The organism is Streptomyces sp. NPDC001927 (genome assembly GCF_053594455.1).
This window is the reverse complement of sequence record NZ_JBSFEN010000009.1, coordinates 336,042-356,520: the sequence shown is the minus strand read 5'-3', so window position 1 is coordinate 356,520 and position 20,479 is coordinate 336,042. Positions and strand designations below refer to the sequence as shown.

Here is a 20,479-nt window from a genome sequence, read left to right as displayed (position 1 = left end):
GTCAGGCGACCTTGCGCAGGAGGACGAGCCAGCGCTCGGTCTCCAGGTTCTCGACCCGCTCGAACGTCCAGGTCTCGTCCCGAACGGGAAAGGTGTCCCCCACGTGCAGGGTGTACGTGCGCTCGTCATCGGCCGCGACCACGAGCTGAATGCTGAGCGGCTCACCGGCCGGGGCGTAGAGGTGGACGACCGAGAATCGGGCGTTGTCCGAGTCGCCGACCACACGTGGCCACAGCCAGACTTCGTTGATCATGTTCCTATCCCATCGTGGTGAACTGGCCGTGGCAGTTGGCCCTGAGTTCCTTCGCCGTGAGCGGCTTCGGATCGTTGATGTTGTGCGGATTACGCAGATGGATGAGTCCGCGGTCGTCCACGCCCTTCACTTCGTAGGCATGACCGTCCACCAGTCCCTTGGGGAGAGCCGGCTCGTCCTTCCCGATCTTTCGCGTGCCGACCAGTATCGGGCAGCCCGCGTCGAGTTTCTCCCGGAACATGGTGAGCAGCTGGCGCTCAGGGCTGACCCCGTTCATGTCGTACTGCGTGGGGATGTCGTCGGTGTAGGCGGGCCGCCCGGTGAGCTGGGTCAGCATCTCGGCGCGGTGGCTCGCCCGGGTGCCCAGGTCGAGGCGTTCGTAGCCAGTCTTCCCGGAACGGTCCTCCTCCCAGGTCTGGTCGACTCCCGCGAAGGCCTTCTCCAGGACGGCGGGCCAGGCGACGCCGTCTGCGCCCGGACGGGCATAGGCGGGCCGTTCCGGGCGGTCGTACTCCACGACCAGCTCGGGCGTGATCGTGAGAACGGTGACAGCGCCATTCGGTTCGCAATGGGTGAAGTCGCCACTGCTGGTCTTCTTCACCTGATGGAGGGTCACCTCGTAGGAACCGTCCTCGTTCTCCTTCACGCACTCCGAGATCGCTTCCGGAAGATGCGAGGCAACAGCCCCCATGGTGGCGATGACGCCGCAGTCCCCGAGCCGTCCCTGTTCGGTCTGCTCACGCCTGGGGGGACCGTCGAACAGCGGGGCGCGCTGTCCGTCCGGGCGCTCGAGAGGTGTGCCGTACTGGAAGAGGGTCACACCGTACTCAGGGATCGCCATGGCGTTGAAATCCGGCCGCTTGACGGTGGCGTACCGGTCGACAGGCCCCTCCGCCGGCTCGCGCGGTCCGGCGATGGTGTCGCGCAGCTTCGAGAAGACATCGCCCAGGAAGGCGCGTTCGGGGTCCGGGCCGCCGTCGGCCCGGTCCGGGTCGTCCTCGGGCTCCTCTGGCGCTTCGGGTTCCTCCCGGTCCTCCGGGTCCCCCAGCTCCTCGGGCTCCCCCGGCTCCTCCGGTTCCGCGTGCTCCGTGCCGACCTCGATCGAAGCGGCAGACCGCGGATCCGCCTCCGCAGCACGGTCAGCCGTGTGCAACTCGCTCATGACGCCCCCGTCCCGGCCCCCTCGGCCACCAGCCGAAGATCGTACCGGGCCGTCAGCGAGGGACGCCCTGCCGGAAGTAGTCGGCCTGGCCCGCCGTCTTGTAACCCTCCAGCGCCGGGCCCGAGTTGACCGTGAGGTCGCAGGATGGGCCGCCTGGGACCGCGCGGTTCCAGTGGACGTAGGCCTTGGCTCTGGGGAGGGTGGGGGCGACCTTCGGGATCTGGGTGTACCAGTCGCGTTGGCGGTCGGGGCGGGTCGGGTCGGGGGCCGTGGCGAACTCCGAGAGCATGATCGGCTTGTTCGCGGAGATCGTCTTGCGGAGCCACTCGTACGTCGGGCGCTGACTAGCCTCGAAGTCCAGCCAGTTGGGGGACTTGTGGCACTGGTAGTAGTTGTATTGGTCCATGCCGATCCAGTCGACGTACGCGTCCCCCGGGTACAGCGCCTTCATCGTGTCGGCGTTGCCCAGGTAGCCGGAGACCGTCCATACCCAGACGACGTTGCGGACGCCCAGGCGCTCGAAGCGGTCGCGGAGGTGGCGGTAGGCGGCGACGTACTCCTCGGGGGTGCCCGCGCCCTCCTTGATGCGCATGTCCGTCTCCTGGTCGAAGGAGAAGAAGACCCGCTTGCCGTACGCCTTCAGGCGGCGGGCCTGCGGGTCGATGATCGAGGCGTCGTACTTGCCCGACGCGATGTTCTTCCAGCCGAGCTGCGTCTCGCTCCAGCCCGCGTGGTGCTTCTCCTTCCACACCGTGGACTCCCAGGCCAGCATCAGCAGCCGGTCCTCGCCCAGTTCCACCTCGTCGGGGGTGAGGAGTTCGCCGTCCGTCGGCTTCCCCGACATGTCGTGGTAGGTGTAGATCACATCCAGCTTGCGGCCTATCTTTCGCTCGAAGGCGTACACCGGCTTCGTCAGCGAGCTGTTCTCGTCGTACGGGATGTACGCGCCCCACCACGCGCCCTCGCACGGCAGGACGAGCTTGCGGTCGGGCGCGCAGCGGTCGTCCCTGTCCTGGGTGCTCCAGACGCCGATCGCGGCGGCCAGCGCGCCGACCGCCGCCAGGGCTATCGCCATCATCGGTGACCTGCGCGGCGGCGGCGCGGCATGGCCTCGGGTCATCGCGCGCCACCGGGCTTTCGTTTGGTTCGCGCGCTCTCCCGCTCCACCGCGCCCCGTGTCGCCGCCGGCAGCGGGACGCCCGGCAGGGCGGCGACGACCGTCACGAAGACGGCGAGCGAGATCAGGAACGCGGTCGTCGAGAACCCCTTCACCAGGAACAACGACGTCGCCGCGAGCGCCGCGAGCGACAGGCTCACGGGCGCCGCGAGCGCCAGCGCCTCCAGGCGGGCGCCGGGGCGCAGCCCGCCCGGCTGCGGGTGGAGCAGCGCGAGCCCTGGCGCGAGCGCCACGAAGGCAAGGACCGGGATCCAGCGCAGTGGGGAGCCGCCCGGCAGCGCGGTGGCGCCGAGCGCGACCCAGCCGGAGGCCGCGAGGCCGATTCTGAGCCGGAGGTGTGCGGGTGCGGGTGCCATGGCTTACGTACTCCCTCTGGTCAGGGCGTCGGCGACGGGCTCGGGCGGTATTCCAGGACCAGGCCGTGTTCGGTCTCCTCCACCACGTGGAAGAGCGGGGAGCGCTTGAGGTCCTCCTGGAGGGTGCGGAAGCTGCCCGGTGGGAGGTAGCCCTCGCCGATGACCGCCTTCTCCTGCGTCGGCGTCAGGATCACGAACGCCGGACGGCCCTCCGGGATGCCCCGGGCCAGGTAACCCGCCGGGTCCTTCAGCATCTTCAGGTTCTCCGGCACTTCCTGCTCCGTGAAGAACCAGCGCTCGTAGTGGTCGTAGCGGTAGTACGCGCCCGGGAACGAGCCCGTCGTGGCGAGGATCAGGGCGCCGTCCGGGGCCCGGTCGTAGGCCCGCTGGGTGAGGGCGAGTTCGGCGGGCGGGGCGTAGTGCATGCCCTCCTTGCCGTAGTACGAGGGCAGGAAGCCGGCCAGCAGGGCCGTGAGCGCGAGCGGCAGCGCGACGGTGGCCACGCGCCGGGCCGCCTTCGCGCCCCGGCCGGCCGCGCCCGCCGCCGGGACGAGCGCGGCGGCGGCGAAGAACGCCGTGCCGGGGAGCCCGAACAGGTAGACGCGGAAGAGCATTTCGCCGCCGTAGTCGTTGACCGCGAACATCGGCACCGGCGCCGCCGCGGCGAGCAGCAGCGGCAGCGCGCTGCGGACGAGCCGGCGGCGCAGCAGCACGGCCGTGCCGGCGAGCGCGGCGAGCGCCAGGACCATCACGATGTTCGCGGCGCCGACCAGCTCGGGCCCGGGTCCGGTGGGCTCACCGGCGTAACCGGCACGGGAGTTGGAGAGCAGGTCGCCCGCCGAGTCCTTGAGCGTGCTCATGGTCTCCAGGAAGAGGACCCGGCCCATGGTGAGGTCCCAGGCCAGCATGATCAGGCCGGTCACGACGAGCAGCCCGACGTTGCGGTAGCGGCGGGTGAGGCAGAGCGCGAAGAGCGTGGCGCACAGCATCACCGGGGTCAGCTGGTGCGAGGCGTTGATGGTCGCGATCAGCGGGGCGACGATCAGCACGGCGATCGCGCGCTGCCGCACGGTCGTCGGCGGCGGCACGGCGGCCGCGGCCGGGTCCAGGAGCGTACGGTCGCGCAGCCGGCCGGCGGACCCGGGCCGCACGAAGTGCCGTACGACGACGGCGAAGACGGTCAGATAGAGCAGGTACGCGAAGCCCTGCGGGGACAGGTAGTCCTGGCCGACCCAGTTGGCCAGCTGGAAGATCCACACCCCGGTCCACACGAGCCGCCAGTCGTCGCTGAACGTGCGGTAGATCAGCAGCAGGACGGGGAGGGTGAGGAGGCCCAGGGCGATCGGCGCCCAGTTGATGAACGAGGCCGCCGACTCCACGCCGAAGGCGCGGACGAGCGCCGCGTCGAGCGAGAAGAACCCGGGCCACTGGTCGTACGCGGACATCCCGCCGGACAGCTCGCGCTGCGGGTACACCGTGCCCTCGGCGAGCAGCCGGCTGATCACGGCGTCGTGCTTGGAGGCCCAGGCGTAGCGGACGGAGTCGTACAGGATCGCCGGCGGCGCCTTCAGCGCCACCAGCATCGCGACGCTGTACGCGGCCGGCCACCACGGAGCCGTCCCCGCCCGCCGCAGGGTCACCAGGAACCCGCAGGTCAGGACGGCGAGGGAGGCGTAGAAGGCGAGCGGGAAGCGGTCGAGGAGCCCGTAGTCGGCGATGGCGCGGAAGCCGATCCGGGGCAGCGCGTACAGCCAGAGGGCGGCGGCCACGAGCAGCGGGAGCGCGCTGAGGAGGGCGTGCGGGCCCGGACGCGGTACGCGCGGTACGCGCCACCGGCGCGGCGGAGCGGAGGCGGGGGCGCCGGCGTCCGGCTCCGCCTCGGGCCGCCGGGCGGCGGGCAGCGGAGACACGCCGCTCTCCTCGACTGGCGCGGGCACACGTTGCTGCACGGTCGCACTCCCCCTACGTACTGCCTCTTGCGTACTGCCTACGGATCCGTCGTCGCTCGGCTCTCGCGGCCGAACCTCAGCCCGCGAACTCCGGGCCCCTGACCAGCGCCCGGGCCCTGCGGTACAACCGCCAGCCCACCGTCGGCAGCGAGTCCGGGTACGGCGCCGCCTTCGCGCCCCGGCCGTCCATCCAGTGCTCGACATCGGCGACGGTGTGGCCGCGGCGGACGATGAGCCGGGCGATCCGGTACCGCTCGTCGGTCTCGGAGCTGAGCGCGTGCCGCACGGCGACCGCCGAGGCGTACCCGGCGGCGGCGACCGCCCGGCGCACGGCCGGGCTGTTGTAGCCGTGCGGGTAGGCGAGGTGCCGGACCGGGTGGCCGAGGACGTCCTCCAGGACGGCCTTCGGCTCGCGCAGCTCGCGCCGCAGCTCCTTCGGCGGCAGCGTGTCGAGCTGCGGGTGCGTCGCGGTGTGGGCGCCGACCTCCATCCCGTACTGCTCCAGGAGCGACGCCTGGCCGAGGGCCATCATCGGCGCGGGCGGCAGCAGACAGGCCCGGCCCGGGGTGATCGCCCCGGTGGTCAGGTACGCGGTGGCGGGCAGCTCCCGGGCGGCGAGCGCCTCGGACGTCCGCCCCGGCAGGTCGGCGAAGCCGTCGTCGAAGGTGAGGACGACCGGCCGGGGCGGCAGCGGGGCGCGCCGCGCGAGATGGTCGGCGAGGACGCCGACCGTGATGGGAGTCCGGCCGCTGTCGACGATCGCGTCGAGCTGGGCCTCGAACTCCTTGGGCGTGACGGTGAATTCGGCGATCCACGCGGGCGGGTCGTCGCACACGGCGTGGTAGAGCAGGACCGGGATCCGGGTGTGGGCGGGTGCGCTCATCTCGAACCCCCCTTCCGCAGGCGGGCCTTGGCGTAGCCGAGGGGGCCGTAGAGCATGCCGCGTCGCTCCAGTCGGGAGAGGCTGCGAGGCCAGGGGTGGGAGTGCTCGCCGTGCGCGCCGGGCACGCCGGTGCCTTCCGCCACCTCTCGCCGCGCGGTCATGTTCCTGGCGTGCGCGAGGCCGCGCGGCAGCCGGGCGAGGAGCGCGGGCAGCAGGGCGGGGCGGCGGACGAGGGTGGCGGTGAGGTACGCGGTGAGGCCGGCGCCGTACCCGAAGGCCTGGTTACGGAGGTCCTGCGGGCTCTCGCGGTGGTGGTGCCAGACGAGGGCGTCGGCGGTGTAGCGGAGCCGGAACCCGGCGGAGAGGACGGCGACGAAGGCGTACAGGTCGTCCCCGCCGCGGGCGGCCGTGCCGGTGCCGGTGGCCGGGTCGAAGCCGCCCGCGGCCTTCAGGGCCCGGGTCCGGAAGGCCATGTTGGCGCCGGAGCCGAAGCTGCCCGCGGTGAACGGGAAGAGCGGCTCGTCGGCGGGCGGGCGCAGCGGGTCGTAGAGCCGGGGCGCGAAGCCCTTGGCGAAGCCGCCGTGCGATTCGAGGAGGATCTGGGCGGGGGTCCGCAGCCGGGCGGGCAGGATGAGCCCGGTGACGCAGCCGAGCCGCGGGTCGGCGGCGAAGGGCGCGGTGAGGGCGGTCAGCCAGTGCGGGTCCGCGACGACGTCGTCGTCGGTGAAGGCCACGATCTCCGCGCGGGCGTGCGCGAGCCCGGTGTTGTGGGCGACGGCGAGCCCGGGGGTGTCCTCGCGGACGTACCGGACGCGGTCGCCGTACTTGCGGGTGACCAGCTCCTCGGTCTCCCGCGTGCGCGGCGCGTTGTCGACGACGAGGACGTCGTGGTCGGGATGGTCCTGATCGAGGAGCGAGTCCAGGGCGCGGGCGAGCTGGTCGGCGCGCTCCCGGGTGGCGACGACGACGCAGGCGCGGGGCGGGGCGGCGTACGGCTCGGCGGGCGGGATGCCTGACGGGTCACTGGCCGGGGCGGCCAGGAGCCGCTCCCGGGCAAGGGCCGCCAGCACCTCGGCCGGGTCGTCGTCCTCCCCGATGTGCCCGAGGACGGTGGCGGCGGGTCGGCCGCGGAGCCGTACGAGGGCGTAGACGTCACCGGGTCCTGGCGGCGGGCCGCCGGGCGCGGGGCGCAGGGAGAGGACGGGTCCTTCGGGTGAGCCGAGGTCGAGGTCGACGACGGCTCGTGGTCGCAAGCGCATGGTTCCCCCGCTGTCGGCTCAGGGCTGACCGGCGACGCCGCCGCGCAGGCGGGCGAGCCGGTTGAGGGTGCGGCGGCCGCGCGCGGCGAGCGCGGGCCGGTTGCGTACGTAGCTGTGGGCGCGGCGGGTCGGCTCGTGGGCGAGCCAGTGGAGTCCCGCGCGGAGGCCCGGCCGGGTCACCGACCCTTCGTAGACGGTCAGTTCGCCGGTCTTGAGCGCGTCCTTGTACTCGGCGGCGCCGCGGCCGAGGTCGAGCATGCCGATCCCGGCCGCCGCGGCGGCCTCCGCCATCCGCAGATGGAGGACGAGACCGGGCGAGTACTTCGCGAACTCGGGGTCGTAGGACGGGAACCAGCAGGAGAGGACGGTGCGCGAGCGCAGCCCGAAGTGGGCGGCGATCGGCCGCTCACCGGCGTAGAGGACGGACAGGACACCGGAGCAGCCGGGCTCGCGCAGGGCGTGGAGCCCCCGCACCAGGCCGTTGATCCACTCCTTGGCGAAGCGGTCGCGGCGGCCGGTCCTGCGGTACTGCGCGGACTTCCACTCCATGAGGGTGCGCAGGGCGGCCGGATCCCGCTCGTCGAAGACGAACCGCAGCGGACCGACCTGCCGCCCGAGCCGGCGCTCCTTGGCGAGCGTGGTCTTGAGGAACTTGGGCGACTGGACCCGTAGGACGTCCTCGTACGCGGCATATCCCGCGCCGACGTCGATGACGGGCGAGGAGAACGCCTCGGGGGTGCCACCGGAGCCCCCGAGGAACACACCCTGCCCGTCCTCCAGGTTGTCGAACTCCCAGGCGGAGAGCCCGCAGAGGCGGAGGAGCGTCCGGGGCGAGGGCGCGAGACCGGGCCGCAGCACGGCCCCCTGGCAGTCGGACACCCCGAGGCCTACGGCCCGCCCGTGCCCGAACGCCCCTTTCTCGTACGGGAAGAACCCGACGGGCTCCCCGTCCTCCCACCACACGGCGACCCGCACGCGCGGCCGCACGGCGGCGACGGCGAGGGCGAACTCGGGCCCCATGAACGGGTTCTCGGGCGCCCCGGTCTTCCCCCGCAGCTCCCGCCACGCCTCGATCTCCCGCGGCCCGAGCTCCCTCGGCGCCACGACCTGTACTTTTCGCGGCCGTCCCGCGTGCTTCCCCCGCACACGGACAGCCTGATCACGGACAGCGCTCAACTCTCCGACCCCCCGGTCTTCCCCCCTGAGTCCTGCCGCTACAGGACGGTACCGGTCGAAATCCCTCCGGGACAGGGCTACTCGACCACTCTGTGACCGAGGGGAATTCGTGGTGATCAAGGGACCAATGGGGCGTGGTGGTTGGGTGCCACCTGGCGCGCGCACTCCTGCCGCGCGCGGTCCGTCCGCACCGTCCGCTCCCTCCGCACCATCCGCGCCATCTTTGCGACTCCCGACCCTTGACGCACCCAACTCCCCTTACCATGCGGTGACTTGAAGCTGTCGGGGGAGGCTTGAGCATGACGTTCGGTTTCGAGCACATCGTGTTGGTCGGCCTGATCTGCTGGCTGATCTACGCGATCTTCGTGTGGATCCGCGGAGTCGTCCACCGGTGGCGGCTGCCGCAGCCGACGCTCGCCCAGGGCCAGTTGGAGATGAGCCAGGGGCAGGCGTTCCGCGCGATCTGCCGACAGGCCCAGCAGCCGGGCGTCCATGTGGCGATGAACGACTACTTCGCCGAGCGCGGATGGAACCGGGCGGACGCCATGCACATCCTGGCCGAGCCGCTCAAGCACAAGCTGATCAAGGTCAAGGGCTGGCGGTTCGGCGGGTACAGCGTGACGCGCAAGGGCTGGTCGGAGTACCGGGACAAATTCATCTGGACAGGAGGCGACGGGGTGAACATCTCCGTGAAGGACGGCAATCTGGTCGCGAACGTCAACAGCCCTCATGCGAGCGCGCACGGCGGCTACGGAAACCGGGCCGGCGCGCTCGAGATCCCGCACCAGCGGCTGATCGACGCGCTGCGGGCGGACGCGGACGCGGACACCGCGACGCCCGACGAAGCGGTACGGGCGCGGGAGTACGCCGACGACCTCGCCTCCGCCGTCGACGCGCAGGACGCGGACCGCACCACGCGCGTCCTCGGCAGGATCAACGCCCTGCTGGCCTCCGCCTCGGCCGCCTTCACCCTGACCCGGGAACTCCTACCGCCTGGATCGTAGGAACGCGCGCGTCCTATGGTGGGCCGATGGCGTCGATCAAGCAGGTCCAAATCACGTTCGACTGCGCCGAACCGGAGCGCGTCGCCCGGTTCTGGTGCGAGGTGCTGGGGTACGTCGTACCGCCGGCGCCCGAGGGGTTCGCCGACTGGGACGCGTACGAGCGCACCCTGCCGCCGGAGCAGCAGGGTGCGGGGTTCGTCGCCATGGATCCCTCGGGTGTCGGCCCGCGCATGTACTTCCAGCGCGTCCCCGAGGGCAAGGTCGTGAAGAACCGCGTGCACCTCGACGTCCGGGTCGGCACCGGGCTCGTGGGTGAGGAGCGCCTCGCCGCCCTGGAGGCGGAGTGCGCACGCCTGGTCGCGCTCGGCGCGGTGCGCGGGCAGCTCCTGCTGGCCGACGAGTACAACGAGTCGTGCCAGAACATGCAGGACATCGAGGGCAACGAGTTCTGCCTCGACTGAGCGGTCGACTCGACTTCAGCTCTGTCCCGGCCGAGGGGTCGTGGTCGACCCCTCGGCCGATCGCTGTCAGACGACCCGGGTTCCCTGTCGCCAGACTTCCGACACGAGCGGCACGCCCGGGCGGTAGGCCAGGTGGACGTGGGACGGGGCGTCCAGGACCGTGAGGTCGGCCCGCGCGCCCGGGGACAGGCGACCGACGTCCGTACGGCGGAGGGCCCGCGCGCCGCCCGCCGTGGCCGACCACAGCGCCTCGTCCGGGGTCATGCCCATGTCCCGTACCGCGAGCGCGATACAGAACGGGACGGACGAGGTGAACGACGAGCCCGGGTTGCAGTCCGTCGACAGGGCCACCGTCACGCCCGCGTCCAGGAGGCGGCGGGCGTCCGGCCACTGCGCCCGGGTGGAGAACTCCGCCCCCGGGAGGAGGGTGGCCACCGTGGCGCCCGAGGCAAGGGCATCCACGTCCGCGTCCGTCAGGTGCGTGCAGTGGTCCGCGCTCGCCGCGTCCAGCTCCACCGCCAGCTGGACACCGGGGCCGTACGAGAGCTGGTTGGCGTGCACCCGCGGGTGGAGGCCCTTCGCCTTGCCGGCCGTGAGGATCGCCCGCGCCTGGTCCCCGTCGAAGGCGCCCTTCTCGCAGAAGACGTCCACCCAACGGGCGTACGGAGCGCAGGCGTCGAGCATCTCGCCCGTCACCAGGTCCACGTAGCCGGCCGGGTCGTCGGCGTAGTCCGGGGACACGATGTGCGCGCCCAGGTACGTGACCTCGTCGGTGTGCTCAGCCGCGATCCGCAGCGCCCGCGCCTCGTCCTCCACCGTCAGGCCGTAGCCCGACTTCGTCTCGAACGTCGTCGTGCCCTGGCGCAGCGCCTCCCGCAGGAAGCGGGCCACGTTCGCTCCCAGCTCCTCGTCGCTCGCCGCGCGCGTCGCCGCCACCGTCGTCCTGATGCCGCCCGCCTTGTACGGCTGGCCCGACATCCGCGCGTTGAACTCCGCCGTGCGGTCGCCCGCGAAGACCAGGTGCGAGTGGGAGTCCACGAACCCGGGGATCACGGCCCGGCCGCCCGCGTCGACCCGGTTGTCAGTGGCCGGTGCTTTGCTTGATTCACCGACCCAGACGACCCGGTCGCCTTCGATGACGACGGCCGCGTCCTGGATCAGGCCAAGGGGAGTGCTGTCACCGAGGGAGGGATCGTTCGTGACCAGGCTGGCGATGTTGACGATGGCGGTGGCCGCCGTCGCCACGGCGCTGTTCGCGCTCGTGGGGGCGGAGATCGCCGCCGGGTTGTTCCTCGTCGCGGGGCCGGTGTTCATGGTGCGAGATCTCTCCTTCAGCCGGTCAAGGCTCGTCAGCCGCGGACCGCGGCGATCGCTTCCGTCAGGGCGCGGGGCACGTCCGGTACGGACTGGTGGACGCCGTCCCGGACGATCGTCCGGCCACCCACGACGACATGGCGCACATCCGCGGCCGACGCTGCGAATACCGCCGTCTCGGCTGCCAGACGCGGCAGCGGCCCCGCTGTCCTGACCGAGTCGAGCGCGAGCGTCGTGAAGTCGGCGAGCGCGCCCGCCTCCAGGGTGCCCGCCCCGTCCCAGCCGAGCGCCGCGTGACCGTCGGCCGTGGCCGCCCGGAGCAGCGCGGCGGCCGTCCAGTGGCCGCGCGTGCGGGAGCGGAGGCGTTCGTTCAGCTCCATCGCCCGCGCCTCCTCCAGGAGATCGATCACCGCATGGCTGTCGCTGCCGAGCGACAGCGGGGAACCGGCCCGCTGGAGCGCGACGGCCGGGCCGATGCCGTCCGCCAGGTCCCGTTCCGTCGTCGGGCACATGCAGGTGCCGGTCGACGACGAGCCCAGAAGGGAGATGTCCGCGTCCGTCAGGTGGGTGTTGTGGACGCCCGTCGTCCGTGCGCCGAGGACCCCGTGGTCCGCGAGGAGCTGCGTCGGGGTGCGGCCGTGCGCCGCCTGGCAGGCATCGTTCTCGGCCGTCTGCTCCGAGAGGTGGACATGGAGCGGCACCGCGCGCGACTGCGCCCAGCCGGCCACCGTCGCCAGCTGGTCGGCCGGGACCGCGCGGACCGAGTGGATCGCCGCCCCGATCCGGACGCCCTCGCGCTCCTTGAGCGACGAGACCCGTTCCGCCCACGCGTCCGCCGTGCCGTCCGAGAAGCGGAGCTGGTGCCGGTCGGGCGCCGCACCGAAGCCGGAGGAGAGGTACGCCGTGTCGAGGAGGGTGATCCGGATGCCCGCGTCGGCGGCCGCCTGGATCAGGGCCTCACCCATCGCGTTGGGGTCGGCGTACGGGGTGCCGCCCGGAGCGTGGTGGAGGTAGTGGAACTCGCCGACGGCCGTGATGCCGGCAAGGGCCATCTCGGCGTACACCGCGCGGGCCAGCGCGTGGTACGTCTCCGGGGTCAGCTCGGACGCCACCTGGTACATGACCTCGCGCCACGTCCAGAAGGTGCCCGAGCCGACCTGGACGGTGCCGCGCAGGGCCCGGTGGAAGGCGTGCGAGTGCGCGTTCGCCAGGCCCGGGATCGTCAGGCCGCGCAGGACCACGGCGCCCGGGGGCGGGGCGTCCACCCCGAGGCGTACGGCGGTGATGCGGCCGCCGGCCACGTCCAGCGCCACGCCGGGCTCCACGTTGGTGTCGAGCCAGGCGTGCTCCAGCCAGTACGTCACCTGCACGCCAGTCCCTCCAGTACGTCGGCCAGGGCGATGACCCCCGCGACGCAGTCGTCCTCGGCCGCGAACTCGGCCGGGGAGTGCGAGACGCCCGTGGGGTTCCGTACGAACAGCATGGCGGTCGGGATCGATTCGGACAAAATGCCCGCGTCGTGGCCCGCGCCCGTGCCGAGGACCGGGGTCTTCTCGCCCAGGACGGACGCCAGCTCGTCCCGCAGGGCGTGCGCGAACTCCACGACCGGCGTGAAGGACTCCCGTACGACCGTGAGGTCGATGCCGTGCCGGTCCGCGTAGTCACGGGCCGCGCTCTCGACGCCCGCCGTCACGGTGTCGAGCGCCGACTGGTCGGCGGCGCGGGCGTCGAGCCAGCCCCGGACCAGGGACGGGATCGCGTTGACGCCGTTCGGCTCGACCGCGATCTTGCCGAACGTGGCGACCGCGCCCGCGAGTTCGGCCTCGCGCCGGGCCGCGAGGACCGTCTCCGCGTAGGTGAGCATCGGGTCGCGGCGATCGACCAGGCGGGTGGTGCCCGCGTGGTTGGCCTCGCCGGCGAAGTCGTACCGCCAGCGGCCGTGCGGCCAGATCGCGGAGGCGATGCCGACGGCGTCCCCGGAGAGGTCGAGCGCGCGGCCCTGCTCGACGTGCAGCTCGACGAAGGCGCCGATCCGGGCGAGCCGCTCGGGGTCGGGGCCGATGGCCTCGGGGTCGAATCCGGCGGCCTCCATCGCCTGCGGGAGGGTGATCCCGTCGCCGTCCCGGAGCTCGTACGCCTGCTCCTTCGTCAGCCGCCCGGCCGTCAGGCGCGAGCCGACGCAGGCCAGGCCGAAGCGGGCGCCCTCCTCGTCACCGAAGTTGGTGATCGCGAGGGGCCGCTTGAACACGACGCCACGGGAGCGCAGTTCGTCGAGCGCCGCGAAGGCGGAGACGACGCCGAGCGGGCCGTCGAAGGCGCCGCCGTCCGGTACGGAGTCCAGGTGCGAGCCGGTGACGACCGCGTCACCGGCCGCCGGGTCACCGAGCCAGGCCCACTGGTTGCCGTTGCGGTCGACCTCGTAGTTCAGCCGACGGGCCTCGGCCTGCATCTGGAACCAGAGCCGGCAGTCCGCGTCGGCGGCGGTCCAGGCGTAGCGGCGGTAGCCGCCCGAGGCGGCGCTGCGGCCGATGGGCCGCAGCGACCGCCACATGGCGTGGAACGTCTCGCTCACGCGGAGCCGCCCTCGGAGCCCTCGGAGCCCTCGCGCATCGGGACGCGTACGCCCTTCTCCTCCGCCACGCGCTCCGCGATGTCGTAGCCCGCGTCCACGTGCCGGATGACGCCCATGCCCGGGTCGTTGGTCAGGACGCGGCGGATCTTCTCGCCGGCCAGCTTCGTGCCGTCCGCCACGGAGACCTGGCCCGCGTGGATGGAGCGGCCCATGCCGACGCCGCCGCCGTGGTGGATGGAGACCCAGGAGGCGCCGGAGGCGACGTTCACCATGGCGTTCAGGAGCGGCCAGTCCGCGATCGCGTCGGAGCCGTCGAGCATGGCCTCGGTCTCGCGGTACGGGGAGGCCACCGAGCCGCAGTCGAGGTGGTCGCGGCCGATCGCGAGGGGCGCGGCGAGGGTGCCGTTGCCGACCATGTCGTTGAACATGTCGCCCGCCTTGTCGCGCTCGCCCTGGCCGAGCCAGCAGATGCGCGCCGGGAGGCCCTGGAAGTGGACGCGCTCGCCGGCCATCTTGATCCAGCGGTGCAGGGACTCGTTCTCCGGGAAGAGGTCGAGGATCGCCTTGTCCGTCTTGTGGATGTCGCTCGCCTCGCCGGAGAGCGCGGCCCAGCGGAACGGGCCCTTGCCCTCGCAGAAGAGCGGGCGGATGTAGGCCGGCACGAACCCGGGGAAGGCGAACGCGCGGTCGTAGCCCGCGAGTTGGGCTTCGCCGCGGATGGAGTTTCCGTAGTCGAAGACCTCGGCGCCGGCGTCCATGAAGCCGACCATGGCCTCGACGTGCTTGGCCATGGACTCGCGGGCGCGGGTGGTGAAGCCCGCCGGGTCCTTGGCCGCCGCGTCCGCCATGTCGTCGAAGGCGATGCCGATCGGCAGGTACGCGAGCGGGTCGTGGGCCGAGGTCTGGTCGGTGACGATGTCGATCGGCGCGCCCTCGGCGAGCATCTGCGGCAGCAGCTCCGCCGCGTTGCCGAGCAGGCCGATGGAGAGCGGACGGCGGGCGTCGCGCGCCTCGACGGCCAGCTGGAGCGCGTGGGCGAGGTTGTCGGCCTTCACGTCCAGGTAGCGGTGCTCGATGCGGCGCTCGATGGCGCGCGGGTCGACGTCGATACAGATCGCGACGCCGTCGTTCATCGTCACGGCGAGCGGCTGGGCGCCGCCCATGCCGCCGAGGCCGGCGGTGAGGGTGATCGTGCCGGCCAGCGTGCCGTTGAACTTCTTCGCGGCGACGGCGGCGAAGGTCTCGTACGTGCCCTGCAGGATGCCCTGGGTGCCGATGTAGATCCACGAACCGGCCGTCATCTGGCCGTACATGGTGAGACCGAGCTGCTCCAGGCGCCGGAACTCCTCCCAGTTGGCCCAGTCGCCGACCAGGTTGGAGTTGGCGATGAGGACGCGCGGCGCCCACTCGTGGGTCTGCATGACGCCCACCGGGCGGCCGGACTGGACGAGCATCGTCTCGTCCTGCTTCAGGGTCCGCAGCGTGCGCACCATCGCGTCGAAGGAGCGCCAGTCGCGGGCGGCCTTGCCGGTGCCGCCGTAGACGACGAGCTTGTCGGGGTGCTCGGCGACCTCGGGGTCGAGGTTGTTCTGCAGCATCCGGAGGGCGGCCTCCTGCTGCCATCCCAGGGCGCTCAGTTCCGTACCGCGCGGGGCCCGTACGGGTCGGGGTCCTGACATGGGGCAGCCTCCTGACGATGTGAACCAGATATTCACATCCTGGCCTGCTGAATACTTGTAGTCAACAGCTGCGGCGGGACCCGTCGCGGTGGTCCCATGGATCCATGGCTTCCCACCCCGCCGGGGCCCGTCGCGATCGGGCCGTCCGCGCCGCCGTCGAGCAGGGGCTCGTCTCCCCCGCCGACCCCGACCGCCAGATCGTCGCCCTCCTCGACACCGCAGGCATCCGCGCCTCCGCGGCCGCCCTCGTCGCCGCCTTCGCCGCCATCACCGACGCCCCCGTGCTGCACGCCTTCGCCGTGAAGGCCTGCCCGCTGGTGCCCGTCCTGCGGCTGCTCGACGCGTGCGGGCTCGGCGTCGAGGTCGCGAGCCCCGGCGAGCTGGCCCTCGCCCGCGCGGCCGACGTCCCGCCGTCCCGTACCGTGCTCGACTCGCCCGCCAAGACCCCGGCCGACCTGCGCCAGGCCCTCGCGCTCGGGATCGCCGTCAACGCCGACAACCTCCAGGAGCTGGCCAGGCTCGACGCCCTCGTCGCCTCCGCGCCGACCGCCTCGCCCCTCGGCATCCGGGTGAACCCGCAGGTCGGAGCCGGTTCCATCGGGGCGCTCTCGACCGCCACCGCCACCTCGAAGTTCGGGGTGGCCCTCCGGGACGAGGGCGCGCGGGACACGGTCGTACGGGCCTACCTCGACCGGCCCTGGCTGACCCGCCTGCACACCCACACCGGCTCCCAGGGCGTCCCGCTCGCCCTCATGGCCGAGGGCGTCGCCGCCGCCTACGAGCTCGCCGAGGAGATCAACGCCAAGGCGGGGCGGCAGCAGATCGACACCCTCGACATCGGCGGCGGGCTGCCCGTGAACTTCGCCTCCGACGAGGAGACGCCCAGCTACGCGGAGTACGCCGGGCTGCTCGCCGAGACCGTCCCCGGACTCCTCGACGGGCGGTACGGCCTGGTCACCGAGTTCGGCCGCTCGCTGCTCGCCAAGCACGGCACGATCCTGGCCCGCGTCGAGTACACCAAGACCTCCGGGGACCGCCCGGTCGCCGTCACCCACGCGGGCGTCCAGGTGGCCACCCGTACCGTCTACGACCCGGCCTCCTGGCCGCTGCGCGTCCTCGCGTACGACTCCGAGGGCCGCCCCCGCACCGGGGAGGAGACCGTCCAGGACGTGGCGGGCCCGGCCTGCTTCGCCGGCGACCTGCTCGCCACGGCGCGCCCGCTGCCGCTGCTGCGGCCGGACGACATCGTGGCCGTACCGGACACCGGCGCGTACTACTTCGCCCACCACTACGCGTACAACAGCCTGCCCCGGCCGGCCGTCCACGGCTTCACCGTCTCCGACGACGAGGGGACGGTCGCCTTCTCGACCGTACGGCGGGCGCAGAGTCTGGACGAGATCGTCGCCGAGGCGGGCGGCGACCGGGCGGACGCCCTGCTGGGGTGACGGACGCATCGCCGGGCCGGCGGACGCCCTGTTGGGCCACAACGGAGGCGCGGGCCCGGAGCCGGTGCTTCGATGGAGCCATGGCCATGAAGAGCATCGTCGTCGAGCGCCGGATCCAGGCACCCCCCGGACCGGTCTGGGAAGCGATGACGGACCTGCGGGGCATGGAGCGGATGCTCGCCGGCGTGGAGCGCGTCGAGGTCCTCACCGAGGGCGGCTTCGGCGTGGGCACCCGCTGGCGCGAGACCCGGAAGATGTTCGGCAAGGAGGCCACGGAGGAGATGACCGTGACCGAGGCCGAGCCGCCGGACCGCTATGTGACGGTCGCCGACTCGCACGGCATGCACTACGAGTCCGAGATCGCGCTGCGCCCGGACGGCGCCGGGGCGACCGTGGTGCGGATGACGTTCTCGGGAGGCCCGGCCGAGGGGAACCGTCTGGGGTTTCTCGCCAGGCTGCTGAGCGGCCTCGGCGCCAGGGCGGCGAGCCGGGCGCTCGCCAAGGACCTGGACGACGTGGCGGCCACGGTGGAACGACGCGGCTGACCCGTACGCGGCGAGGAGTGACCGCTCACGGCGGGGACCGATCGCGCGAGGGCGAATTCAAGCAAGCCTGAGGCATGTTCCGATGGAAAATGCCAGAACTCCTGCCCACGGCGGAAACGTTGAGTAGCGTCACGGTCACAGCCGTACGCCGCGCGCCGCATCGGGAGGGGAATCCGCGTGCCCGGAATCGACGAGTGCCTGCTGGAGGCCATGAGCCTGCCGGGTGCACGTGGAGCCTGGCTGGTCGACTGGACCAGCGGGCTCGCCCTCGGCGCGGCGGGCGAATCGCCGGTCGGAGACCACGAGACGACCGCCGCCGAGGCGGCCGAACTGGCCCGCGCGGCGGCGGAGTACGACTCCTTCGCCGGCGCCGCCCCACCGCCGAGACCGACCGCCCCACCGACGGCGGGCGTGCCGGGGCCGACCCGGCCCACGGCCGTCCCGCCCCTGCCCACCCGACCGCCCACGGCGCGTGCCGGCGGACCCAGCAAAGAGATAGCCCTGCGCCCCGGCACCGAACTCGCGCTCCGCGAGCGGTCGTTGACCAAGGGGCCGCCCGTCGAGGACCTGATCGTCACGACCCGGGGCGGCTACCACGTCCTCCGCTTCGTCGAGACCTCCTTCGACAGCAGCGTCTTCCTCCACCTGTGGCTCGACCGGGACACCGGCAACCTCGCGCTCGCCCGCATGCGGCTGCGCGACCTCGCGGAGAAGCTGGTGCTCGGATGACCGTCTCCCCCATGCTCGTCCGCCTCGCCGCCGAGCGGGCCACCGGCGCCCTGCTGCGCGACCACGGCACGCTCTACCTCGTCGACGGCCGGGTCACCCACGCCGAGAGCCCCGCCGCGCCCGGGCTCGACGTCCTGCTGACCGCCGGCGGCCGACTGGCCCGCGAGCGCTGGGACGAGGCCGTCGACCGGGCGGGCGCGCGGCGCGAGGTCGGCAGGTTCCTGGTGGAGAGCGGCCGGCTGCGCGACGGCGAGCTGGAGATCTGCCACCTCGGCGCGGTCTACGACGCCGCGTTCTTCGCGCTCGCCCCCGCCGCGGGCCCGACCCGCTTCCGGTACGGCGTGGCCCACTGGTTCGGCGCGGTGCGGCCGGTCTCGACCGAGGCCGTCGAGCGCGAGACCGTACGCCGCCGCGAACTGCTCGACAGCGTCTGGCCGTACGGCTCCGTCGACACCGCCCCCGTCGTGCCCCGCGCCCCCGCGCCGGGACAGACCGTGAGCCTGCGCCAGCGGGCGCTGCTCGCCGCCGCCGACGGGGTCCGTACGCCGGCGGAGATCGCGCGGGTCCTCGGCCGCCCGGCCTTCCACACGCTCCTCGAGGTGCGCCGTCTGGCCGCCGCCGGCCTGGTGGAGACCCCGGCCGAGCCCGTGGTGGTCGCGGCGCTTCCTGTCCCCGCCTGGGTCGGCGAGATCGCGCACGACCCGGACATCGCCCTGCTGCGCCGGCTCCGTGACGCCCTGGAGGCAAGTCTGTGATGAGGCGTGCCCTGCGCCTGCGCGCCGAGAGGAGATTACTGATGTCGGCAGAAGCCGAGGTGCTCGGCGAGCTGAGACGGCTGCGGGCCAGGCTGCCCCAGCTGACCGGGGCGCTCGCCGCGAGCATCGACGGCCTGGTCCTCGCCCACGACACCGTCGACGCCGAGGCGGAGGGGGTGGCCGCGCTGACGGCCGCGTCCCTCGGAGTCGCCCAGCGGATGACCGAATCCACCGGACAGGGCGGCTTCCGCGAGCTGCTCGTCCGGGGCGAGGGCGGCTATGTCGCCACGTACGCGGCCGGCGGCTCCGCCGTGCTCACCCTGCTCGCCGAGCCCCGGATCAACGTGGGCCGGCTCCACCTGGAGGCCCGTAGGTCCAGCGCCCGGATAGGCGAGCTGGTCGACGGGGCCCTCGACCGCAAAGACCTGAACCGACCCACCCCGTAAGACCACTTGAAACCGAAAAGGAAGTGCGACACCCATGGCGAACTCCGACACCGCTCTGAAGGAATCCATGACCATCGAGGGCGCGATCGGCGCCGCGCTGGTCGACTACACCAGCGGCATGGCCCTCGGCACGATCGGCGGCGGCAAGGAACTCGACCTGAACATGGCGGCGGCCGGCAACACGGACGTGGTCCGCGCCAAACTCAGGACGATGGAGATGCTCGGCCTCAAGGAGGACATCGAGGACATCCTGATCACGCTCGGCTCCCAGTACCACCTGATCCGGCTGCTGAAGGGCCGGGGGACGGGCGGCCTGTTCCTGTACCTGGCGCTGGACAAGGGCCGGGCGAACCTGGCGATGGCACGCCACCAGCTGAAGAAGATCGAGGCCGAGCTGGACGTCTGACCGGCCCGCTCCCGCTGGGGGCCGCCCTACTCCACGAACAGCCCGCGAGCCGCCGCCTTGGTGTCGAACTCCTCCAACCGCGCCTGCGCGTCGGGCAGTTCGTCGGCCATCGCCTCGAGCAGGACCCGGCCGAGCAGCATCGGCGCACACGCCGTGTCGAAGGCGAGCCCGGTGCCGACGGCGGCCGGGATCAGCAGGTCGCTGTGGGCGGCCACGGGCGCGAACGCCGACTCGGCGACCGTCACCACGGTGAGCCCCGCCCCCCGCGCGTACTCCAGCGCCTCCACGACCTCGCGGGGGTGGCGGGGCAGCGCGAAGCAGAGCAGGGCCGTCGCCCCGGCCCGTACCGTCGCGTCGATCCGGTCGGTGAGCATCGAGCCGCCCTCGTCGAGGAGGCGGACGTCGGGGTGGACCTTGGCGGCGAAGTACGCGAAGCCGCGCGCCTGCGAGGAGGCGGCCCGCAGCCCGAGCACGGGCAGCGGCCGCGAGGCCGCGAGCAGCCGACCGGCGCGCTCGACGGGCGCGGGGTCGGCGAGCAGCTCGGCGAGGTGGCGGAGGTTCTCGATCTCGGCGAGCACGGCCTGCTGGTACTCGTTGTGCTCGCCGGCCTCGCTCGCCGCGGCCTCCCCGGCGGGGGCGACCTCGCGGAGGTGGCGGCGCAGGGCGGGATAGCCGTCGAAGCCGAGGGCCACGGCGAAGCGGGTGACCGAGGGCTGGCTGACGCCGGCGAGGTCGGCCAGCTCCACGCTGGACAGGAACGCCACGTCACCGGCGCGGCGCACCATGCAGTGCGCGATCCGCCGCTGTGTCGGTGTCAGCCGATGCCCTTCGAAGAGCGCCTGCAGCCGTCCGGCCGGGCTGTCGCTCACACCGTCCCCCTTCCGCTCGTCCCCGCCCACTTATTCATC

General features: G+C 72.7%; 20 protein-coding genes and 2 pseudogenes. 9 read left to right on the top strand and 13 right to left on the bottom strand.

From position 1 onward, the window contains the following. Position 1: 1 nt before the first annotated feature. The 8 genes from ACWCO8_RS25705 to ACWCO8_RS25670 form a co-directional block, all read right to left on the bottom strand. Complete coding sequence (locus ACWCO8_RS25705; protein ID WP_451034228.1) at positions 2–253, bottom strand: DUF6406 domain-containing protein; 252 nt, start codon at positions 251–253, stop codon at positions 2–4. Positions 254–257: 4 nt separating this feature from the next. Continuing rightward, positions 258–1,415: a C2 family cysteine protease gene (locus tag ACWCO8_RS25700; protein WP_451034227.1), complete on the bottom strand. Its 1,158-nt coding sequence runs from the start codon at positions 1,413–1,415 to the stop codon at positions 258–260. A 52-nt stretch (positions 1,416–1,467) separates the two neighbouring features. Beyond that, positions 1,468–2,535, bottom strand: a complete 1,068-nt coding sequence (locus tag ACWCO8_RS25695; RefSeq protein ID WP_451034226.1) for a glycoside hydrolase family 26 protein — start codon at positions 2,533–2,535, stop codon at positions 1,468–1,470. Beyond that, positions 2,532–2,948, bottom strand: coding sequence for a hypothetical protein (locus ACWCO8_RS25690; RefSeq protein WP_451034225.1), 417 nt, complete (start codon positions 2,946–2,948; stop codon positions 2,532–2,534). The genes ACWCO8_RS25695 and ACWCO8_RS25690 overlap by 4 nt, the downstream gene beginning before the upstream one ends. 20 nt (positions 2,949–2,968) lie before the next feature. Beyond that, complete coding sequence (locus ACWCO8_RS25685) at positions 2,969–4,858, bottom strand: hypothetical protein (protein ID WP_451034224.1); 1,890 nt, start codon at positions 4,856–4,858, stop codon at positions 2,969–2,971. A gap of 115 nt (positions 4,859–4,973) precedes the next feature. Beyond that, positions 4,974–5,780 (bottom strand): polysaccharide deacetylase family protein, encoded by an 807-nt coding sequence (locus tag ACWCO8_RS25680; RefSeq protein ID WP_451034223.1) that lies wholly within the window; start codon positions 5,778–5,780, stop codon positions 4,974–4,976. Continuing rightward, on the bottom strand, positions 5,777–7,039 hold the full coding sequence (locus tag ACWCO8_RS25675) for a glycosyltransferase (RefSeq protein WP_451034222.1): 1,263 nt from the start codon (positions 7,037–7,039) through the stop codon (positions 5,777–5,779). Before ACWCO8_RS25675 ends, ACWCO8_RS25680 begins: the two co-directional genes overlap by 4 nt. Positions 7,040–7,057: 18 nt before the next feature. Next, complete coding sequence (locus ACWCO8_RS25670) at positions 7,058–8,143, bottom strand: GNAT family N-acetyltransferase (protein WP_451034221.1); 1,086 nt, start codon at positions 8,141–8,143, stop codon at positions 7,058–7,060. A gap of 371 nt (positions 8,144–8,514) precedes the next feature. On the opposite strand from ACWCO8_RS25670, the gene ACWCO8_RS25665 reads away from it, so the two are divergent. Beyond that, positions 8,515–9,219, top strand: a complete 705-nt coding sequence (locus ACWCO8_RS25665; RefSeq protein WP_362014917.1) for a hypothetical protein — start codon at positions 8,515–8,517, stop codon at positions 9,217–9,219. 26 nt (positions 9,220–9,245) lie between these two features. Further along, positions 9,246–9,680: a VOC family protein gene (locus tag ACWCO8_RS25660; protein WP_362014914.1), complete on the top strand. Its 435-nt coding sequence runs from the start codon at positions 9,246–9,248 to the stop codon at positions 9,678–9,680. 66 nt (positions 9,681–9,746) lie between these two features. On the opposite strand, the gene hutI is transcribed toward ACWCO8_RS25660, so the two are convergent. From hutI to hutU, 4 genes are read right to left on the bottom strand one after another with little or no spacing between them, the layout of a single operon-like run. Beyond that, positions 9,747–10,994, bottom strand: a complete 1,248-nt coding sequence (gene hutI, locus ACWCO8_RS25655) for an imidazolonepropionase (RefSeq protein WP_451034220.1) — start codon at positions 10,992–10,994, stop codon at positions 9,747–9,749. Positions 10,995–11,029: 35 nt separating this feature from the next. Then, the gene (locus tag ACWCO8_RS25650; RefSeq protein ID WP_451034219.1) at positions 11,030–12,364 is read right to left on the bottom strand and encodes a formimidoylglutamate deiminase; all 1,335 of its coding nucleotides are present in this window, start codon (positions 12,362–12,364) and stop codon (positions 11,030–11,032) included. Then, positions 12,355–13,566, bottom strand: coding sequence for an allantoate amidohydrolase (locus ACWCO8_RS25645; RefSeq protein WP_451034218.1), 1,212 nt, complete (start codon positions 13,564–13,566; stop codon positions 12,355–12,357). The genes ACWCO8_RS25650 and ACWCO8_RS25645 overlap by 10 nt, the downstream gene beginning before the upstream one ends. Next, positions 13,563–15,245 (bottom strand): urocanate hydratase, encoded by a 1,683-nt coding sequence (hutU, locus tag ACWCO8_RS25640; protein ID WP_451034217.1) that lies wholly within the window; start codon positions 15,243–15,245, stop codon positions 13,563–13,565. The genes ACWCO8_RS25645 and hutU overlap by 4 nt, the downstream gene beginning before the upstream one ends. 104 nt (positions 15,246–15,349) lie before the next feature. On the opposite strand from hutU, the gene ACWCO8_RS25635 reads away from it, so the two are divergent. The 7 genes and pseudogenes from ACWCO8_RS25635 (at position 15,350) to ACWCO8_RS25605 (ending at position 19,571) form a co-directional block, all read left to right on the top strand. After that, a complete protein-coding gene (locus ACWCO8_RS25635; RefSeq protein ID WP_451034216.1) occupies positions 15,350–16,690 on the top strand; it encodes a diaminopimelate decarboxylase in 1,341 nt (446 codons plus the stop codon). Positions 16,691–16,770: 80 nt separating this feature from the next. Further along, a complete protein-coding gene (locus ACWCO8_RS25630) occupies positions 16,771–17,235 on the top strand; it encodes an SRPBCC family protein (protein ID WP_362014899.1) in 465 nt (154 codons plus the stop codon). A 177-nt stretch (positions 17,236–17,412) separates the two neighbouring features. Next, positions 17,413–17,655: pseudogene (locus ACWCO8_RS25625) on the top strand (hypothetical protein); the annotation flags it as partial. Positions 17,656–17,781: 126 nt separating this feature from the next. After that, positions 17,782–17,964: pseudogene (locus tag ACWCO8_RS25620) on the top strand (hypothetical protein); the annotation flags it as partial. After that, positions 17,961–18,719 carry a transcriptional regulator gene (locus ACWCO8_RS25615; protein WP_362014896.1) on the top strand — a complete coding sequence of 253 codons (759 nt, stop codon included), beginning with the start codon at positions 17,961–17,963 and terminating at the stop codon, positions 18,717–18,719. The pseudogene ACWCO8_RS25620 and the gene ACWCO8_RS25615, both read left to right, overlap by 4 nt. 41 nt (positions 18,720–18,760) lie before the next feature. Further along, complete coding sequence (locus ACWCO8_RS25610; RefSeq protein ID WP_384517658.1) at positions 18,761–19,165, top strand: roadblock/LC7 domain-containing protein; 405 nt, start codon at positions 18,761–18,763, stop codon at positions 19,163–19,165. Positions 19,166–19,199: 34 nt separating this feature from the next. Next, positions 19,200–19,571 carry a hypothetical protein gene (locus ACWCO8_RS25605; protein ID WP_451034215.1) on the top strand — a complete coding sequence of 124 codons (372 nt, stop codon included), beginning with the start codon at positions 19,200–19,202 and terminating at the stop codon, positions 19,569–19,571. A gap of 26 nt (positions 19,572–19,597) precedes the next feature. Here the strand turns inward: ACWCO8_RS25605 and ACWCO8_RS25600 are convergent, their stop codons facing one another. Next, entirely contained in the window at positions 19,598–20,440 is an 843-nt protein-coding gene (locus ACWCO8_RS25600; protein ID WP_362014888.1) for a MurR/RpiR family transcriptional regulator, read from the bottom strand. Positions 20,441–20,479: the final 39 nt, after the last annotated feature.

What these genes read in the sequence shown, in the direction of transcription:
- ACWCO8_RS25705 (WP_451034228.1), bottom strand. Translation starts at nt 253, where the DNA reads ATGATCAACGAAGTCTGGCTGTGGCCACGTGTGGTCGGCGACTCGGAC.
- ACWCO8_RS25700 (WP_451034227.1), bottom strand. Translation starts at nt 1,415, where the DNA reads ATGAGCGAGTTGCACACGGCTGACCGTGCTGCGGAGGCGGATCCGCGG.
- ACWCO8_RS25695 (WP_451034226.1), bottom strand. Translation starts at nt 2,535, where the DNA reads ATGACCCGAGGCCATGCCGCGCCGCCGCCGCGCAGGTCACCGATGATG.
- ACWCO8_RS25690 (WP_451034225.1), bottom strand. Translation starts at nt 2,948, where the DNA reads ATGGCACCCGCACCCGCACACCTCCGGCTCAGAATCGGCCTCGCGGCC.
- ACWCO8_RS25680 (WP_451034223.1), bottom strand. Translation starts at nt 5,780, where the DNA reads ATGAGCGCACCCGCCCACACCCGGATCCCGGTCCTGCTCTACCACGCC.
- ACWCO8_RS25675 (WP_451034222.1), bottom strand. Translation starts at nt 7,039, where the DNA reads ATGCGCTTGCGACCACGAGCCGTCGTCGACCTCGACCTCGGCTCACCC.
- ACWCO8_RS25665 (WP_362014917.1), top strand. Translation starts at nt 8,515, where the DNA reads ATGACGTTCGGTTTCGAGCACATCGTGTTGGTCGGCCTGATCTGCTGG.
- ACWCO8_RS25660 (WP_362014914.1), top strand. Translation starts at nt 9,246, where the DNA reads ATGGCGTCGATCAAGCAGGTCCAAATCACGTTCGACTGCGCCGAACCG.
- hutI (WP_451034220.1), bottom strand. Translation starts at nt 10,994, where the DNA reads ATGAACACCGGCCCCGCGACGAGGAACAACCCGGCGGCGATCTCCGCC.
- hutU (WP_451034217.1), bottom strand. Translation starts at nt 15,245, where the DNA reads ATGTCAGGACCCCGACCCGTACGGGCCCCGCGCGGTACGGAACTGAGC.
- ACWCO8_RS25635 (WP_451034216.1), top strand. Translation starts at nt 15,350, where the DNA reads ATGGCTTCCCACCCCGCCGGGGCCCGTCGCGATCGGGCCGTCCGCGCC.
- ACWCO8_RS25630 (WP_362014899.1), top strand. Translation starts at nt 16,771, where the DNA reads ATGGCCATGAAGAGCATCGTCGTCGAGCGCCGGATCCAGGCACCCCCC.
- ACWCO8_RS25615 (WP_362014896.1), top strand. Translation starts at nt 17,961, where the DNA reads ATGACCGTCTCCCCCATGCTCGTCCGCCTCGCCGCCGAGCGGGCCACC.
- ACWCO8_RS25610 (WP_384517658.1), top strand. Translation starts at nt 18,761, where the DNA reads ATGTCGGCAGAAGCCGAGGTGCTCGGCGAGCTGAGACGGCTGCGGGCC.
- ACWCO8_RS25605 (WP_451034215.1), top strand. Translation starts at nt 19,200, where the DNA reads ATGGCGAACTCCGACACCGCTCTGAAGGAATCCATGACCATCGAGGGC.